Below are 16,147 nucleotides of genomic sequence, written 5' to 3'. Positions count from 1 at the left end.
CGGCGCCCTGCGGGGTACCTGCTTGCACAGGTGTGCTAAATCGACAGGTGTTGCGCCGTATCCTTTGCCGAGCTGACGTACGCTTTCCTCCCGGAATGCGATCTGTCGGGCGAAACGCGAATCCGTGGCGTGTACACAGGCTACCACGGACAAGCATATGCGACCCGGTGATTGTATGCTGCAAACCTAATCACATGCTATCCAAAAAGTTCGTGATAAACTTTTTTGGTTAATAACGAGATGGGTTGGTTTTTGCTCAACACGGCTCCGGTGTGGCGTCCCGCCGCGGTTGCCGGAAACTGTGCCATCGCTCAAACCCGCATTATCAGGAACGCAATTACATGCTAAAACTTTGCGATCTCAAGGACGCCAGACAGGGCGTCTGGCTTGTGGCGCCCCGAGTTACTATCGGCCGCGCATCCACGTGCGACCTCACCCTGACTGGCGAGACAATAGCCAAGTTGCACGCCGAGGTGGTGGTCGATGGCGATGTGCTTACCCTGCGCGACCTGTCCGGTTACGGACAGGTCGCAGTAAACGGCAAGCCGATCAGTGGCGCCTGCCGGGTAAAGCTCAATGACAGGGTGACGGTCGGGGACTGCGAGCTCGCAGTCGTGGACCCGAAGGTGACGAGGATGCAATCTGCGTCTGCCGGAAGCTCCGCTGTATCCTGGGCGTTGCGCGCAAATCACCCGGCAATTGCCGGTCGTGTGTTCCCGGTGAAGCAGACCAGCGTGGTGGGGCGCTCGGACGAGTGTGACATTACTTTTTCCCTGTCACATCTCTCCCGCCGCCATGCCCGCCTGGAAGTCCGGGACGGGCTCCTCTTTGTGGTGGACCTGGGCTCTGCTAACGGTACATTCCTGAACAATCGACGGGTCGCAGAGACGAGGGTGCGTAGAGGTGATGAGCTGCGCTTTGACACCCTCAGCTTCAGTGTCGTGGGCCCGGCGGATGACCTGGACAAAACCACTGTCAGGCCGGCTATTGACCTGAGTGTGGTACAGGCGGCCCGGGAAAAGGGAGCAGAGGGCGAACAGCCCGGCGTGTTGCGGGCGGCGGCACCTCCCGAAAGTGAACTGACCCGGGAGCGCCAGCGGTTCGACGGCGGCCCTGCGGCCGCCGATACAGGTGCCGGAGGCTGGTTGTGGCTGGGCACCCTGCTGTTGCTGGGGCTCGGCGTCGCCGGACTGTTCTGGGCCCGCCAGCAGGGATTGATCTGAGCCCGTGCCGCGCGACTTACTCCTGTACACCACGCTCGGCTGTACCCTGTGCGAAAAGGCCAAGCCTGAAATCTGGCCGGTGCTGGAAGAGTTTGGCCTTCGCCTGAGGGAGGTGGATATTGCCGGGGACCCCGCCCTGGAGCGGGAGTTCGGGATGCGGATCCCGGTGGTGGGGCTCGGGGACCCCGGGGATGTGTGCGGTTGGCCTTTCGACACCGGGGTGCTACGTGGGTGGCTGGAGGCCCGGTGTCGCTAGCGGTCCCGGACCTTCCTGCCCGCAGCACGCTCCCGTATCCCCGTCGAGGCGCATTTCATTGCCTTCCAGGGGGAAGCTAGAGCTTGCTGGTGGCCTCGTTATCCCTCAGTAACGGTTTGACGCTGCCGCTGCGGTAGGCGTATATCACCGAGTAGGCCAGTACGTTCTGCACGTACTTGCGCGTCTCATGGTATGGGATGGTCTCGATCCAGACATCGTAGGGCAGTTTTTTGCCCGTTTCCTTTAGCCAGCCTGCCACCCGGGTTGGGCCGGCATTATAGGCCGCCGCCGCCAGGATCCGGTTATTGTCGAAACGATTCAGTAGCGTGCGCAGGTAAAAGCTGCCAAGGGCGATATTTGTCTTTGGCGTCAGCAGGTCCCAGCTGCGACGGTACTCCACTCCCGCCTTGCGCGCGGTGGCCCTTGCGGTGGATGGAAGCAGCTGCATCAGGCCCAGGGCACCGGCGCCGGACTTGGCATCGTGTGCAAAATGGCTCTCCTGCCTGGCGACGGCGTAAATCAGGTAGGGATCGAGCGCCGTTTTCTGCGCCATGCGATTGCTGACGTCGGTGACGATATCAGCGAACGCCAGCGGGAAGCGCAGTTCCAGGTCATCCAGGTAGTCGGCGGCCAGCACCGAGCGAATCGATTTGTGGTACCAGCCCCAGGCACTCGCCACCTTGCCCGCAGTAAGCAGTTCCCGGTGTTCCATCCCCTCGGTGGCATAGTCCCATTCGCGACGGGCGTGATACAGCTCGCCGATTGCCTGCAGTTCGCGGGCGCGCAGCATGCCGGGCCGCGCCGCCATTTCCGCCACCAGGTCCGGCGTTACCGGCGCCGGGCGGTCTATAAATTTGTAGTTCTGGCCGAGGATGTCGGCGGAGAGAAAGCCGTAGTAGCTGCGCTCTTCGGCAGCCTGTCGGTAGAGCTGCACGGCTTCGTCGGCACGGCCCTTTCCGTACTGCTCTTCAAGGGAGCGGGCTTTCCAGTAGAGCCAGACGTCCAGCAGCTGCTCTTCCGGTGGCAGGCGGTCGATCCAGAACTCAACCTGTGCCCAGTCGAGTTCCCGCATGGACTGGCGGGCCAGCCAACCTATCGTCCGGGCATCGGTAAATTCTTCCGTGCGCTCGAAGAAGCGTCGCAACCCATCGATATCATCCTGACGGGCAAACTGCAGCGCAAGTTCGCGCAGCAACTGGTCGCGTTCCGCGTCCGCAAACAGGTAGCTGGCCTCATAGCGCTGCCAGGCGCTATCGGCCACGGCTGCGTCCTCCCTCGCCAGCCGCTCCAGGCCATGCAGGACAATCTGCCGGTATTCCGGGCGCTTGTCGATAAAGTGCGTGTAATTGGTGAGCTGGGCTGGGTGGCGATGGACTTCACGCAGCAGGCGGGCGAGTTGCGCCTGCTCAGGGGGCATCTTGCCGGCGATGTACCTGGCCAGGTCAAGATTGCCGCTTTCCACTGCGAGCAGGTGGCGGCCCCAGGCGAGTTCGGGTGTAAGCCCGCCATCCTTGATCCAGCGGGCGAATACCGGGTCACACTCCTCGGCCTGGGAACGCCCCACCATCCAGAGTTCCTCCACCAGGCGGTAGGCCTCATCCCTGTCGCCGTGACGGGCAACGGCATCGGCGTAATAACAGCGCAGGGAGGTGCGGGTGATCTTCTCCGGCTTGTAGTACTTGAGATAGGCGCGGAAACGCTTTCTGCTGCCGAGTTCCCGGAGGACGCGGACACGCAGCCAATCGCCGATTGCGGTATCCTGGTGTTCTCCCAGGAAACGGTCGATCTCTGTGTAGGGCAGGCTGTCGATCTTGCGGACGATCGCCCAGTAATCGAGGTAGGGGAGGAGGGGGTAGCCTTGCAGCTCCCGCTTCAGGCGGTTGAGCTCGACGGTGTCCCCCCTGCTGATGGCCAGGCGGGCTTCCCGGAGTTTCTCGCGCTGGGCCACCGCTTTCTCCGCGTTGGACTCGCTGAGTGCCGGGGCGGCGGCCAGCACCAGGAAAAGCGACAACGCGATTCCCTTTGCGTCAATCGACATAGTACTCACCCGATTGATAATTCGCGCCGGTAAAACTGAAATAGCGCGTAAATATTGCGTAAAATATCCATTTCGCACAAGCCCGGATTCCCGGTTGCCCGGACTTTCGGGCGAGAATGAGAACGGGCACACCCTCAAATAGTGTAGTTGTAAAATATGTTGCTTCAGTTGGATGGCGTGAGCCTGCGTTATGGAACCCAGGTCCTGGCAGAGAATGCCTGTGGCACGATTAATCGCGGTGACCGGATCTGCCTCGTGGGCCGCAACGGGGAAGGCAAGTCGAGCCTGCTGCGCCTGATAGCGGGCCAGGTGGACGCCGATGCCGGTGAGGTGGTCGGCAGCAGCGGCGCGGTGGTGGCGGTCCTCGAGCAGGAGCTGCCGTCGGGCTGCAGCGACTCGGTATACCGGTTTGTTGCCGCCGGCCTCGGACCGGTAGGACTCTGGCTGGCTGACTACCGGGACGAACCGGGGGAGGAATTGCAGGCGAAGATCGAGGATGCAGAAGGCTGGGACCTGATTCCCCGTATCGACAGCCTTCTCGACCGCCTCGGGCTTACCGCCACGGATGTCGTCCGGGATCTTTCCGGTGGCTGGCAGCGTCGGGCCGCGCTGGCACGTGCGCTGGTCACCGAGCCGGACCTCCTGATCCTGGACGAACCGACCAACCACCTTGATATCGCCGCGGTGGAATGGCTGGAAGGATTCCTCGACACTTTCCGTGGCGCATTGCTCTTTGTAACCCATGACCGGGCGCTGGCCCGCCGCCTGGCCACCTCTGTGTGGGACCTGGATCGCGGTCGCCTGCGTGTGTTCGCCTGTGGTTTCAGCCGCTACCAGGAGGAAAAAGAAAAGGTGCTGGCGGAGGAGGCCCGCAACGAAGCCCTGTTCGATAAGAAGCTGGCTCAGGAGGAGGCCTGGATCCGCCAGGGTATCAAGGCCCGGCGCACCCGTAACGAAGGGCGGGTACGGGCCCTCCAGGACCTGCGCCGGCAGCGTGACGCGCGGCGGTCCCGGCAGGGGACCGCCAGGCTGGCCCTCGATTCGGGGGAGCTGTCGGGCAAGCTCGTGGCGGAACTGGAGGGGGTAAGCTTTGCCTACCCCGGGGAGGAACCCCTGGTCCGGGACCTCGATTTTACCCTGATGCGGGGGGACAAGGTTGGGCTTATCGGCCCCAATGGTGCCGGCAAGAGTACCCTGATCAAACTGCTCCTGGGGGAGCTCAAACCCCAGAGTGGGACCATACGGTTGGGAACCAGGCAACAGGTGGCGTATTTTGACCAGCGACGGGACCAGCTCGCCCCCGACATGACAGTGCTCGACAATGTTGCCGGTGGACGTGAGTCGATCACTGTCGGTGGCCGGACCCGACATGCCATGTCCTACCTGTCGGATTTCCTTTTTTCCGGGGCCAAGGCGCGCACACGTGTATCAGCCCTTAGTGGCGGCGAGCGCAACCGGGCATTGCTGGCGAAGCTGTTCAGCCAGCCGGCTAACATCCTGGTGCTCGACGAACCCACGAACGATCTCGACGTGGAAACCCTGGAGCTCCTCGAGGAATTGTTGCTCAGCTTTTCCGGAACAGTGCTCCTCGTGAGCCACGACCGTGCTTTTCTCGACAATGTGGTGGATTCCTGCCTCGCCTTCGAAGGTGATGGGGTGGTTCGCGAATATGTGGGTGGGTACGAGGATTTCCAGCGCCAGGGCGGCCGCTTTGTTGCGCCTGACCGGTCCGGCAGCACCGAGCCGCCTGCGCAGGAAAAGGCCGCGGCCCCTGCACAGCCGGCCCGCAAAACCAGGAAGCTCAGCTACAAGCTGCAGCGCGAGCTGGATGGCCTGCCCGGACGGATTGAATCCCTGGAAGAGGAAATAGCGGCGCTCGAGGAAGAGGTATCGCAGCCGGATTTCTACCAGGGTGAGCAGGCAGTGGTGGAAGAGCGATTGCGGCTGCTGGCGGAGCGACAGGACGAACTTGAAAAAGCGTTTGACCGCTGGGCAGAGCTGGACGAGGGAGCATGATAGACGGCACGCGGGGGGCGCCCCCGTCCCGTGCCGCCCCGAATGCGCTAGCGATTTTTGGCCATTGTTATTCTTCGGAATGCACGCGCACTGCGAGCACATCGCAGCCGGCGCCGTGGAGAACGCCGTTGGCAGTGGATCCCAGCAGCAGCGCCAGGCCGTGACGCCCATGACTGCCGATAATCACCAGGTCCGCACTTATCTCCTCCGCGAGGCGATGGATCTCCGATGCCGGTTGCCCCAGGACCACGTGCTGGCGTTCTTCCGGGATGCCGAGTGGAACCGACGCCTTTTGTAGCTGCTCCTTCGCCTGGTTCTGCAGCTGTTCCTGCACTTCCGAGAGATCCATGGGGATGTCGCCGCCATAGGCAAAGGTCAGGGGCTCGATAACGTGGGAGAGGCTGAGCTCCGCCCCAAACGCCTTGCCGAGTTCTTCCGCTTTCTTGAGGACCTGGGAGGAATCCTCAGAGAGATCGAGACCTACAAGTATTTTCTTATACGTGGCCATTGGCACATTGCTCCTTTTATATGTCGACTGGTCGTCATATCGTACGACGATCCCGGGCGCCTGTTATGTGCTTGAGAGTCTAATGTAAAACAAACCGGTTGACATTGCAGGCACCGGAGACCACACAATAGGCGTAACAATCCTCTGAAACGGAGTTCGAATGGGCAGTTGGCTCCCTCTCCTTATCATCCTGCTTGCCGTGGCGCTGGTCATCGGGCCCGTGATGTGGCTGAAGCCCAGCGGCCGCGACCGCCGCCTGGCATCATTGCGCCAGCGCGCTGCGGCCGCCGGAATGATCGTGCAGATGTCCGCCCTGCCGGAATCGCGCGGGGAGGGTACTGCGGCCGTGTACATCGCTCGCTGGGAGGACCCGCGCCGACTCCTGACCGGCTGGGTGCTCGAGCTGCAGCGCATGGCACACGACATGCACTTCAGCGGCCGCTGGGACTGGCGCAATGACCGTTCTGCACCGGAGAAGGCCTGGCAGCTGCTGCGGGAGATGCTGGCAGCGCTCCCCGATGACGCCCTTGGTATCCATGCGACCCAGGCAGGACTTGGTGTGCAATGGCGCGAGCAGACGGGCGACAGGGGTATGGATATGCTTGTCACCGCGCTGGAGGAATTCCGGCCCGCGATTGAGGATGCCATTCGCCAGGGAGCGCGTCCCGACCGGTCCGGGTAGTCCGCGGCCAACCCCGGTTCAGCCCTTGGCGGGGCCATCCAGCGAACCGGTTTTTCCCTCCCCGGGAGCAGTATCCGGCAGCCCGGGAGGGGACTAATTTGCCGCTCCAACTTGACCGCACCTAGGGCGGGGCTTATATATTCGCGCAATGCGGACCGCTGTGGAACAGGCGGCGGGCGCTTAATCAATCAAAATTTTCCATTAAAAAACAAGTACTTATGGGTAAATCACTGGTCATCGTCGAATCACCGGCCAAAGCGAAAACCATCAACAAGTATCTCGGGAAGGACTTCGTGGTGAAGTCCAGCGTCGGTCATATTCGCGATTTGCCCACTTCCGGTGGCAACAAGCAGCCGGTGGATCCCAAGGAGCGAGCCCGACGGGCGGCTGAGACCCGCAAGCTGTCGCCTGAAGAGAAGGAAAAGTACAAGCGCAAGAAAAGCCGCGAGCAGCTGATCAAGCGTATGGGCATTGATCCCGATCACGACTGGGCAGCCCATTACGAAATCCTGCCCGGAAAAGAAAAAGTGGTCAGTGAGCTGCAGAAGCTGGCGAAGAACGCCGACGCTATTTACCTGGCTACGGACCTTGACCGCGAAGGTGAGGCTATCGCCTGGCACCTGCGCGAGGCGATTGGCGGCGACGATGAGCGTTATCGCCGGGTGGTCTTCAACGAGATCACCAAGTCTGCGATCCAGGAAGCCTTCAAGGACCCGGGCCGACTGAATATCAATCGCGTCAACGCCCAGCAGGCACGTCGTTTCCTCGATCGCATCGTGGGCTACATGGTGTCCCCGCTGCTGTGGGAGAAGGTGGCTCGCGGCCTGTCGGCCGGGCGCGTGCAGTCGGTTGCCGTGCGCCTGGTGGTGGAGCGGGAGCGCGAGATCCGCGCGTTCGTGCCGGAAGAGTACTGGACGTTGTTTGCCGATACCTCCACCGCCAAGTCGGACCCCCTGCGTCTGGAGGTCAAGAAGCAGGCCGGGGAAACTTTCCGCCCGACCAATGAAGCCGATGCTACTGCCGCCACCCGGGCACTACAGTCCAGTGACTTTGTCGTGGCCGCACGGGATGACAAGCCCACGAGCTCAAAGCCCTCCGCGCCCTTCATCACGTCGACACTGCAGCAGGCTGCCAGCAATCGCCTGGGTTTCAGTGTCAAGAAAACCATGATGCTGGCCCAGAGGCTGTACGAGGCGGGGCACATCACTTACATGCGGACCGATTCCACCAACCTCAGCCGTGAGGCGGTGGAGTCAGTGCGGGAATTTATCGGCGAGAAATTCGGGGACAAGTACCTGCCCGATTCTCCCAATAACTATGCCAGTAAAGAGGGCGCCCAGGAGGCCCACGAGGCCATTCGTCCCTCGGATGTACGCATGCAGCCCAATATGCTCAGCGGCGTCGAGCGTGATGCGGAGCGGCTCTACAACCTGATCTGGCAGCAGTTTGTCGCCTGCCAGATGACCCCGGCCCAGTTCACCTCGACTTCGGTGGTGGTAACCGCGGGAGACTTCGAGCTCCGCGCGCGGGGCAGGGTGATCAGGTTTGACGGCTTTCTCAAGGTAGCGCCGCAGACAAGCAAGAAAGATGAAGATGCGGTATTGCCCGACGTAAAGGTGGGCGAAAAGCTCGCACTTGAGAAACTGGAGCCGAAACAGCATTTCACCAAGCCACCCGCGCGTTTCAGTGAGGCGGCGCTGGTAAAAGAGCTCGAAAAGCGCGGCATTGGCCGGCCCTCAACCTATGCCTCGATTATTTCCACAATCCAGGACCGCGGCTATGTGCGGTTGGAGAATCGCCGTTTCTACGCCGAGAAAATGGGCGATATCGTTACCGACCGCCTGAGCGAGAGCTTCAAGGACCTGATGGATTACGGCTTTACTGCCAACCTGGAAGAGTCACTGGATTCGGTAGCCGAGGGGGACAAGGGCTGGAAGGAACTGCTGAACGAGTTTTACCGGGACTTCTCCGCACGGCTTGAAAAGGCGCAGGCGGCCGAAGGCGGTATGCGCCGCAATACGCCGACGGACACGGATATCGAGTGCAGCAAGTGCGGCCGGCATATGCAGATCCGCACCGGGTCCACTGGCGTGTTCCTCGGCTGTTCAGGCTATGCGCTTCCCCCGAAGGAGCGCTGCACCAATACCATGAACCTGGTCGCCGGTGACGAGGCGGTGGACGCAGACAAGGATGAGGACGCCGAAACCCGCGCCCTGCGCGAGAAACGCCGCTGTCCCAAGTGTGGTACCGCTATGGACAGTTACCTTCTCGACGAGCATCGCAAGCTGCACATCTGTGGTAACAACCCCGACTGCAACGGTTATGAAGTAGAGAAGGGCACTTTCAAGATCAAGGGTTACGACGGCCCGGTGATTGAGTGTGATAAGTGCGGCAGCGATATGCAATTGAAGTCGGGGCGTTTCGGTAAGTATTTCGGCTGTACCAACGAGGAGTGCAAGAATACCCGCAAATTGCTCAAGAACGGCCAACCGGCACCGCCGAAAATGGACCCGGTGCCCATGCCCGAGCTGCCCTGCCAGAAGGTGGATGATCACTACATCCTGCGGGATGGCGCGTCCGGCCTGTTCCTGGCCGCGAGCCAGTTTCCCAAGAATCGCGAGACGCGTGCGCCGCTGGTCAAGGAGCTTCTCCCACACAAGGATGAAATAGATCCAAAATACAGTTTCCTGTTTTCGGCTCCGGTGGAAGACGATGAGGGCCGCGATACTGTCGTGCGTTTCAGCCGCAAGACCCAGGAGCAATACGTACAGTCCGAGGAGGACGGCAAGGCGACTGGCTGGCGAGCCTTCTACCGCGACGGTAAATGGCAGGTGGAGGCAGCCAAGAAAGCCGCTGCCAAGCGTAAACCAGCGCGCAAGAAGGCCGCGAAGAGCAAGTAGCCAGCATGAGCAACCCATATACCGGCACCGTGGCCGCCGCCCTGCGCAAGAGCCAGTTGCTGCTCGAGCTGGCCCCTGCACAGGGTTTGCAGCAGGGGGCTGTGGAGGAAGCGGCAGTATTGCAGCTCTGGCGCGCCTACCGCGCCTTCCTGTGCGAGCTTGCTTTCCAGCTCCAGCTTGGGACCGAGCCACAAACTTCTGCTGAGCTGGCGCGTGACGTCAAGGCGCGCGGGCAGGCCTCCTCTGAGGCGGCCGAGCTCGTGGCACTGGAAGAGGATCCCGGTAGCTGGCTCTCGGGATTGCAGGCGGCGTGGCAGCAGTTGTGGCAGTTTTCCGTGGCCTCCCCTCCGGGGCAGGCCGTTAAGGCAGGTCGGCAAATTCCACTTGTCGACCTCGGTTCTTCTCCTGGAGTGGCGCTGGATTTTGCGGTCCTCGCCCAGTGGCGAGGAGCCCTGGCGGAACTGGTGCGGCGCCAGCGTGCCCACATGGAGGAATGGTGAGGCCCGGCGCTGAACCTGCCTTCGCTACTGTGTTACACTGCGGCCAAACTGATGTTGCAGGAGAAGCGAATGTCCTCCGAGACCTTTGAAATTATCGAGCTCGCCAATGGTGACGTCGCGCTGCGCCGTGCCGGGGAGAAAGAGGACCCGTTGGTGCGAATTCATTTTTCCAGCGCCAGCGCCGAGTTCCTGCGCGAGCACAAGATCGCAGTGGCCCGGGCCATGCTCGAGGCGGGCATAGATGCCGTCCAGAATATTGATGAGATTGCCGCGGAGTACCTCGAGGAAGAGGAGCTGGAGCCTGTCAACCACACCATTCACTGACCATTCACTGATACATGCGTCCTGCGTGTAGCTGCGACCACCTGCTGTCTTCCACCTGCCGGCCTGTCCGAACCTGATTCTGCCAACTGACCGAACGATCGCCAGACCGCGAGGTAGGTGTATCAGCCTCCGGCCTTCCAGATTAATTCGTACAAGGATTGAAAAGGAAGGTGTTGCCTTGCCGGTACCTGGCCTTCAGGCATTGCTAACCAGTGTCCGGCCCGCGGCGGGGGACGGCGGGCCGACAGGCCCGCTCAAGAAGCCTGTCAGGGGCTCTGGCGGATGACACCGACGGCGAGACCCTCGATCGCGAAGCTCTTGTCTCGCATATCGACCTGGATTACCTCGAAATCCTCATTTTCCGGCAACAGCTGCACGGTGGCCTGGTTCCCCTTGCGGCGAAACCGTTTCACGGTTACTTCGTCCTCGATACGGGCGACTACAATCTGTCCATTCCGGACCTGGTCAGTACGCTGCACCGCGAGCAGGTCACCGTCGAGGATACCGGCGTCACGCATGCTCATACCGTGTACGCGCAACAGGTAGTCCGCCGGCGGGTGGAAGAAGTCGGAGGGCAACTCGCAGTAATCCTCGATATTCTCCTCGGCGAGGATCGGGTTGCCGGCCGCCACGCGGCCTACGATCGGCAGGCCCGGCTGGTAATCGGGAATACGAATGCCCCGAGAGGCCCCGGCCACCATTTCTATCGCTCCCTTGCGGGCGAGTGCCTTGAGGTGCTCTTCGGCAGCGTTCGGGGACCTAAAGCCCAGTTGCCTGGCGATTTCCGCGCGAGTGGGGGGATAACCCGTTTCATCCAGGTAGGTCTTGATCAGCTCGAGTACCTGAGACTGGCGTGCCGTAAGATTGGTCATATTGTCACCTGATCATGTGTCTGTATTTTTATACAGTTGCTGGGATTATATACAGATTTCTGGCGGGCGCAAATGTCGCGGTATTGTCGCCAAATACTGCTATCTTGGAGTAAGGAGAGAACAGGAAAGAATAAAGCGCTGAATAGCGCGACAGCGAAAGGAAGCAGTAATGTTAGACGCCAAAATGCCAGAAGCCTGGCGCGTCCTCAGGATCCAGTCCGAGCTAGTCGATGGCATCGAGAAACTGATCGCCCTTACCGGTGCCGTGACTGTATTCGGCAGTGCCCGCTTTAGCGAGGAGAGTTCCGAGTACCGGCAGGGAGTCAGGCTGGGGGAATTACTGGCCGCCGAGGGTATCTCGGTGATTACCGGTGGAGGTCCCGGGCTGATGGAGGCCTGCAATCGCGGTGCCCACCCGCAGCCGGGTGCATCCATTGGTCTCAATATCGAACTCCCGTTCGAGCAGGCCGCAAATCCGTACCAGGACATCAGCCTGCATTTCCGCTACTTCTTCGTACGCAAGTTCATGTTTGTAAAGCACGCGGTAGGGTTTGTGGGGCTGCCTGGTGGTTACGGTACGCTGGATGAGCTGTTCGAGGCGCTGACACTGGTGCAGACGCAAAAAGTACACCGCTTCCCGATCGTGCTCGTGGGCAAGCGGTACTGGGCGGGGCTTCACGACTGGCTGGTGGATACGGTACTGGAGAGCCGCTGTATTGACGGCTCAGACCTCGACCTCTTTCATATCGTGGATACGGTAGATGAGGCTGCGGAAATCATCCTCGATTTCATTCGTGAGCGACGACACTAGCGAGGACCCATGTTACAGGGACTCATCTGTACCACTGAAGGTCTCGCCCTCCAGTGAGTCCAGGGGGTTGAGTTGCTCCGGGAGAGGCGTTTCACTCGATGCGGGGCTGTGCTCGCGCGCCGTCATCCCGTATGCCACGTTGGCGTCCTCGGGCGGTGCAGCCGGGACCAATGGGAGAGTCAGCCACTGCTCGAGATCCAGTTCGTCCAGCATGCCATCGAGGTACTGGATTTCCACCGTCTTGTGGAGGTCGTCGATGGCCACCACTTCGAACAGCTGCCCGCTCTCGATCATCTCGAACCAGTTGCCTATATCGGGGTGACTGTTTGCCATGATTTTTGTCCCCTTCGTGTTTCTCTTCACTCTAGCGTCCGGGGTCCCCCGCCGGTAACCCCCTGATAGCCACTCTCAATCGCCACTCTCAAGTGCACAAATGTGCTAATCTCGGCCAGATCAAAACAAGCGTTTAAATTGATGGTTTGAATTTTTATGAGCCAGTCAGACACGGTCAGCAGGATTCTGGATGCCGCGGAGGTCCTGTTTGCCGAGCGGGGCTTCACAGAAACGTCCCTGCGCACCATCACCAGCACGGCAGGAGTCAACCTTGCAGCGGTAAATTACCACTTTGGGTCCAAGAAAGAACTGATCCAGGCGGTATTCGAGCGGTTTTTGACGCCCTTTACCGAGACCCTTGCAGCGGAGCTTGACCGCCGTGTGGCCGGGGGCGAATCCCTGGAGGTGGAAGAGTTGCTGGAGAGCCTCTACCGCGGGGGGCTCGCGAGCCTGGTGGCCGAGGGACGCGACCCACAGCGATTCATGCGGTTGCTGGGCCTGGCCTACACCCAGTACCAGGGACACCTCCGGCGCTTTATCGTCAGTCGCTACGGCGACAGCTACCGTCGCTTTGCCGGCCTTCTCAGCCAGGCCCTGCCGGGCCTTGACCCGGTCACCTTCTACTGGCGCCTGTACTTCATGCTGGGAGCGACGATCTTTACCCTGTCGAGCTTCGACGCGATCGAGGCTATCCTCAGGGAGGATTTCGGCGCGCCAAGCAGCCTGCCGGAAACGCTCGACCGCCTCGTGCCTGCGGCGGCAGCTTTGCTCAGGGCCGGGGAGTAGAATGGGCGTCATGCGCCAATAGGGCAGGGAATGGAATACGCTGGAGAGCAAGCAATGGCTGATCTGATTGGTCCGGTAATGATAGATGTTGACGGTACCGAGTTGTCCACAGAGGACCGGGAGGTGCTGCGCCACCCCCTGGTGGGGGGGCTGATCTTCTTTGCCCGGAATTATCGCGACCGCGAGCAGTTGCAGTCGCTGGTCCGCTCGATCAGGGAGGTCAGGCCGGAGCTGCTGCTCGCGGTGGACCAGGAGGGCGGGAGAGTGCAGCGCTTCCGTGACGATTTCACCCGCATTCCCTCCATGCAGGTGCTGGCTGCGCGGGCGGAGCCCGGGCAGTTGCGCGATGCCGGCTGGCTACTCGCGGCCGAGTTGCGCGCAAGCGGGGTGGATTTCAGTTTTGCCCCTGTCCTGGATGCGGATGACAAGCACTGCCGGATCGTCGGTGACCGCAGCTTTGCAGCTGACCCGGCGGCGGTGGCGGCCCGGGTCAGGCCATTCATGGAGGGCATGCATGAGGCTGGCATGGCGACGACCGGCAAGCACTTTCCCGGTCACGGGCATGTGCTGGAGGACAGTCACGAGGAGCTGCCCGAGGATGAGCGGACACTCGAAGAGGTCATGTCCTCGGATGCGTTGCCGTTCGTGGAGTGTATCGGGGCGGGGGAACTGGACGCGGTGATGCCTGCCCATATCCGCTTTGTCCAGGTCGACCAGAAGCCGGTGGGATTTTCGCGGCTCTGGTTGCAACAGATCCTGCGCGCGGAGCTCGGCTTCAACGGCGTGATCTTCAGTGATGATCTCTCGATGGAGGGGGCCGGGGCGGCGGGAGGCTACGGGGCGCGGATCCGGGCGGCGCTGGATGCCGGCTGCGATATGGGCCTGGTCTGCAACAATCGCGCCGGCGCGCTCGAATGCCTGGAGGCCCTCGAGGGGTTCGTTCCATCGGAGGCCTCCAGTGCCCGGTTGCAGCGCATGCGCGGCCGGCAGGATCCCATCAGCTGGGAGGCCCTTGCGCAGAGCGAACGCTGGCAGAAAACGCGCACCTGGCTGGCAGGACTGGTCGCGGAGGCCGCGGCCGGCTGAGGCGCTTTCTTGCGCAGCTTGAGCGCACCCCGGGTTTCGGCGCTGTTTCGCTGGCCATGCCCCTGCATTGCGCGTTATTTTCTGCCCCCGACGAAGACATCAATTAAGCAGGAGTACCTCCGGTGGAATCTGTAGAGTCCATGGTCATGGCCTGGATCGGGGATAACCGTTTCTGGATCGTGGTAATTTTCTCGATCATCTTTGCTACTGCGCTGGCGGGCTGGTTGTTCGGCCGTTTCGCCAGGCGCCTGGAGGCCCGCGCAGCGCGCACGGTGAGCGCCTGGGATGACGCGCTGATGAAGGCGCTGAACCCCCCTGGAGCCGTGCTCATCTGGCTGTTTGGGCTGACGATCGCAGCCGGTCGGGCGGGCAGGGCAACCGGAGCCGAAATATTCTCTCTCGCAGAGCCTGTGCGGGAAATCGGGTTCATCCTGGTCATTACCTGGTTTGCCCTGCGATTCTCCCGCAGTGCCGAGCACAACCTGCGCGATCCGCGGTATATGAGCAAGCCGCTTGACGCTACGACGGTGCGGGCCCTGGGGAAACTGGTGCGCGCGTCGATCGTGATCACCTCCGCAATGGTCGTCATGCAGTTTCTCGGCTACAGCATCAGTGGGGTTCTGGCATTTGGCGGTATCGGCGGCCTGGCTGTGGGCTTTGCGGCCAAGGACCTGCTGGCAAATTTTTTCGGTGGGTTGATGGTATACCTGGACCGGCCGTTCAAGGTGGGTGACTGGGTGCGTTCTCCGGACAAGGAGATCGAGGGTACCGTTGAGGATATCGGCTGGCGCCTCACGCGTATTCGCACGTTCGACAAGCGCCCGCTTTACATCCCGAATGCGGTATTCAACCAGATCTCGGTGGAAAACCCCTCGCGTATGCTCAATCGCCGAATTTACGAGACGATAGGAATCCGCTACGAGGATGCGCCGCTCATGGCGGGCATAGTGGCCGATGTGAAGGCAATGCTGCAGGAGCATCCTGAAATTGATGCCAACCAGACCCTTATCGTCAACTTCAACAGCTTCGCACCCTCGTCCCTGGATTTCTTTATCTACACCTTCACCAAAACCACTGAGTGGGTGCGTTATCACGAGATCAAGCAGGACGTCTTGCTACAAATCCTGAAAATTGTCGAACAGCATGGTGCCTCCTGTGCTTTCCCGACATCCACATTGCATATTGCGGAATTGCCGCCGGAACTCCGCGGTGTGGAGATGGTGGCGTCGGCAAATGCGGGTTAAGCAGAGACAGGAAAAGCAGGAATGTTCAGAAAAGCGGAAGCGCGCTGGCAGTTTTGATCTTTTATTGCGCAGCTCACACGTTCTGTAGTAATTATTTCACGTGGAAACCTAGACACTGGCGCCGATTTATCTAAGAATCAGAGGGTGTCTAGCGGGGCGACCCGCCGGACAATTGAGGTTCAGTGAGTCGAGGAGCGACCGCTGCAATGGAGATGCGCTTGCTGCTCCGCGTGGTAATCGCAATAACAATAATGAGGTTGTCTGAATGAGTGATCGCGTTACAGGTACCGTGAAGTGGTTCAATAACGCCCGGGGTTATGGCTTCATCACCTGTGGAGAGGGCACGGAAGATATCTTTGTGCATTACCGCAGTATCCGCGGCGAGGGCTACAAAACCCTCAACGAAGGCCAGTCGGTCGAGTTTGAAATGCAGAAAGGCGATAAGGGATTATTGGCGGAAGACGTAGTTCCGTGTGAGTGATCCGGCCTCGTTGCCGTTGTTGCCAGTCCGGCACCTGCGAAGCGCTAGCGGTAATGCGCTGACAGCTGGTAAAGCGTGCCTGGCGCA

General features: G+C 60.9%; 16 protein-coding genes. 12 read left to right on the top strand and 4 right to left on the bottom strand.

All coding sequences use genetic code 11. The annotated features are described in order from the left end of the window. Positions 1 to 341: 341 nt before the first annotated feature. On the top strand, positions 342 to 1,223 hold the full coding sequence (locus tag BLT26_RS09190; RefSeq protein WP_091512471.1) for an FHA domain-containing protein: 882 nt from the start codon (positions 342 to 344) through the stop codon (positions 1,221 to 1,223). 4 nt (positions 1,224 to 1,227) lie between these two features. Beyond that, entirely contained in the window at positions 1,228 to 1,479 is a 252-nt protein-coding gene (locus tag BLT26_RS09185; RefSeq protein ID WP_091512468.1) for a glutaredoxin family protein, read from the top strand. Between the two features lie 76 nt (positions 1,480 to 1,555). On the opposite strand, the gene BLT26_RS09180 is transcribed toward BLT26_RS09185, so the two are convergent. Beyond that, a complete protein-coding gene (locus BLT26_RS09180; protein ID WP_091512465.1) occupies positions 1,556 to 3,517 on the bottom strand; it encodes a transglycosylase SLT domain-containing protein in 1,962 nt (653 codons plus the stop codon). 156 nt (positions 3,518 to 3,673) lie between these two features. Here BLT26_RS09180 and BLT26_RS09175 point away from each other — a divergent pair, with 156 nt between their 5' ends. After that, on the top strand, positions 3,674 to 5,533 hold the full coding sequence (locus tag BLT26_RS09175) for an ATP-binding cassette domain-containing protein (protein ID WP_091512460.1): 1,860 nt from the start codon (positions 3,674 to 3,676) through the stop codon (positions 5,531 to 5,533). A gap of 67 nt (positions 5,534 to 5,600) precedes the next feature. On the opposite strand, the gene BLT26_RS09170 is transcribed toward BLT26_RS09175, so the two are convergent. Beyond that, the gene (locus BLT26_RS09170; RefSeq protein WP_091512458.1) at positions 5,601 to 6,041 is read right to left on the bottom strand and encodes a universal stress protein; all 441 of its coding nucleotides are present in this window, start codon (positions 6,039 to 6,041) and stop codon (positions 5,601 to 5,603) included. A gap of 160 nt (positions 6,042 to 6,201) precedes the next feature. Between BLT26_RS09170 and BLT26_RS09165 the strand changes: the two genes are divergently transcribed. From BLT26_RS09165 to BLT26_RS09150, 4 genes are all read left to right on the top strand, one after another. Then, positions 6,202 to 6,723 carry a hypothetical protein gene (locus BLT26_RS09165; protein ID WP_091512455.1) on the top strand — a complete coding sequence of 174 codons (522 nt, stop codon included), beginning with the start codon at positions 6,202 to 6,204 and terminating at the stop codon, positions 6,721 to 6,723. Between the two features lie 218 nt (positions 6,724 to 6,941). Continuing rightward, positions 6,942 to 9,623 (top strand): type I DNA topoisomerase, encoded by a 2,682-nt coding sequence (gene topA / locus BLT26_RS09160; protein ID WP_091512451.1) that lies wholly within the window; start codon positions 6,942 to 6,944, stop codon positions 9,621 to 9,623. Positions 9,624 to 9,628: 5 nt separating this feature from the next. Continuing rightward, the gene (locus BLT26_RS09155) at positions 9,629 to 10,123 is read left to right on the top strand and encodes a DUF6586 family protein (protein WP_091512448.1); all 495 of its coding nucleotides are present in this window, start codon (positions 9,629 to 9,631) and stop codon (positions 10,121 to 10,123) included. Positions 10,124 to 10,192: 69 nt separating this feature from the next. Further along, positions 10,193 to 10,447 carry a hypothetical protein gene (locus BLT26_RS09150; protein ID WP_091512444.1) on the top strand — a complete coding sequence of 85 codons (255 nt, stop codon included), beginning with the start codon at positions 10,193 to 10,195 and terminating at the stop codon, positions 10,445 to 10,447. Between the two features lie 266 nt (positions 10,448 to 10,713). Here BLT26_RS09150 and lexA read toward each other — a convergent pair whose 3' ends face one another. Beyond that, the gene (gene lexA, locus BLT26_RS09145; RefSeq protein WP_091512441.1) at positions 10,714 to 11,319 is read right to left on the bottom strand and encodes a transcriptional repressor LexA; all 606 of its coding nucleotides are present in this window, start codon (positions 11,317 to 11,319) and stop codon (positions 10,714 to 10,716) included. A gap of 169 nt (positions 11,320 to 11,488) precedes the next feature. On the opposite strand from lexA, the gene BLT26_RS09140 reads away from it, so the two are divergent. Continuing rightward, positions 11,489 to 12,130 carry an LOG family protein gene (locus tag BLT26_RS09140; protein WP_091512438.1) on the top strand — a complete coding sequence of 214 codons (642 nt, stop codon included), beginning with the start codon at positions 11,489 to 11,491 and terminating at the stop codon, positions 12,128 to 12,130. Between the two features lie 12 nt (positions 12,131 to 12,142). Here the strand turns inward: BLT26_RS09140 and BLT26_RS09135 are convergent, their stop codons facing one another. Then, complete coding sequence (locus BLT26_RS09135; protein ID WP_139169457.1) at positions 12,143 to 12,463, bottom strand: DUF6763 family protein; 321 nt, start codon at positions 12,461 to 12,463, stop codon at positions 12,143 to 12,145. A 156-nt stretch (positions 12,464 to 12,619) separates the two neighbouring features. Between BLT26_RS09135 and BLT26_RS09130 the strand changes: the two genes are divergently transcribed. The 4 genes from BLT26_RS09130 to BLT26_RS09115 all read left to right on the top strand — a co-directional run bounded on the left by BLT26_RS09130 (position 12,620) and on the right by BLT26_RS09115 (position 16,060). Beyond that, positions 12,620 to 13,249 carry a TetR/AcrR family transcriptional regulator gene (locus BLT26_RS09130; protein ID WP_091512432.1) on the top strand — a complete coding sequence of 210 codons (630 nt, stop codon included), beginning with the start codon at positions 12,620 to 12,622 and terminating at the stop codon, positions 13,247 to 13,249. A gap of 54 nt (positions 13,250 to 13,303) precedes the next feature. Next, a complete protein-coding gene (nagZ, locus tag BLT26_RS09125; RefSeq protein WP_091512428.1) occupies positions 13,304 to 14,335 on the top strand; it encodes a beta-N-acetylhexosaminidase in 1,032 nt (343 codons plus the stop codon). Between the two features lie 146 nt (positions 14,336 to 14,481). Continuing rightward, positions 14,482 to 15,579: a mechanosensitive ion channel family protein gene (locus tag BLT26_RS09120; protein ID WP_091513358.1), complete on the top strand. Its 1,098-nt coding sequence runs from the start codon at positions 14,482 to 14,484 to the stop codon at positions 15,577 to 15,579. A gap of 265 nt (positions 15,580 to 15,844) precedes the next feature. After that, entirely contained in the window at positions 15,845 to 16,060 is a 216-nt protein-coding gene (locus BLT26_RS09115) for a cold-shock protein (RefSeq protein ID WP_091512424.1), read from the top strand. The last annotated feature ends 87 nt before the right edge of the window (positions 16,061 to 16,147 follow it).

The sequence above is a fragment of the Microbulbifer yueqingensis genome (genome assembly GCF_900100355.1).
Taxonomy (GTDB): domain Bacteria; phylum Pseudomonadota; class Gammaproteobacteria; order Pseudomonadales; family Cellvibrionaceae; genus Microbulbifer; species Microbulbifer yueqingensis.
This window is presented reverse-complemented; position numbering and strand designations above follow the sequence as displayed.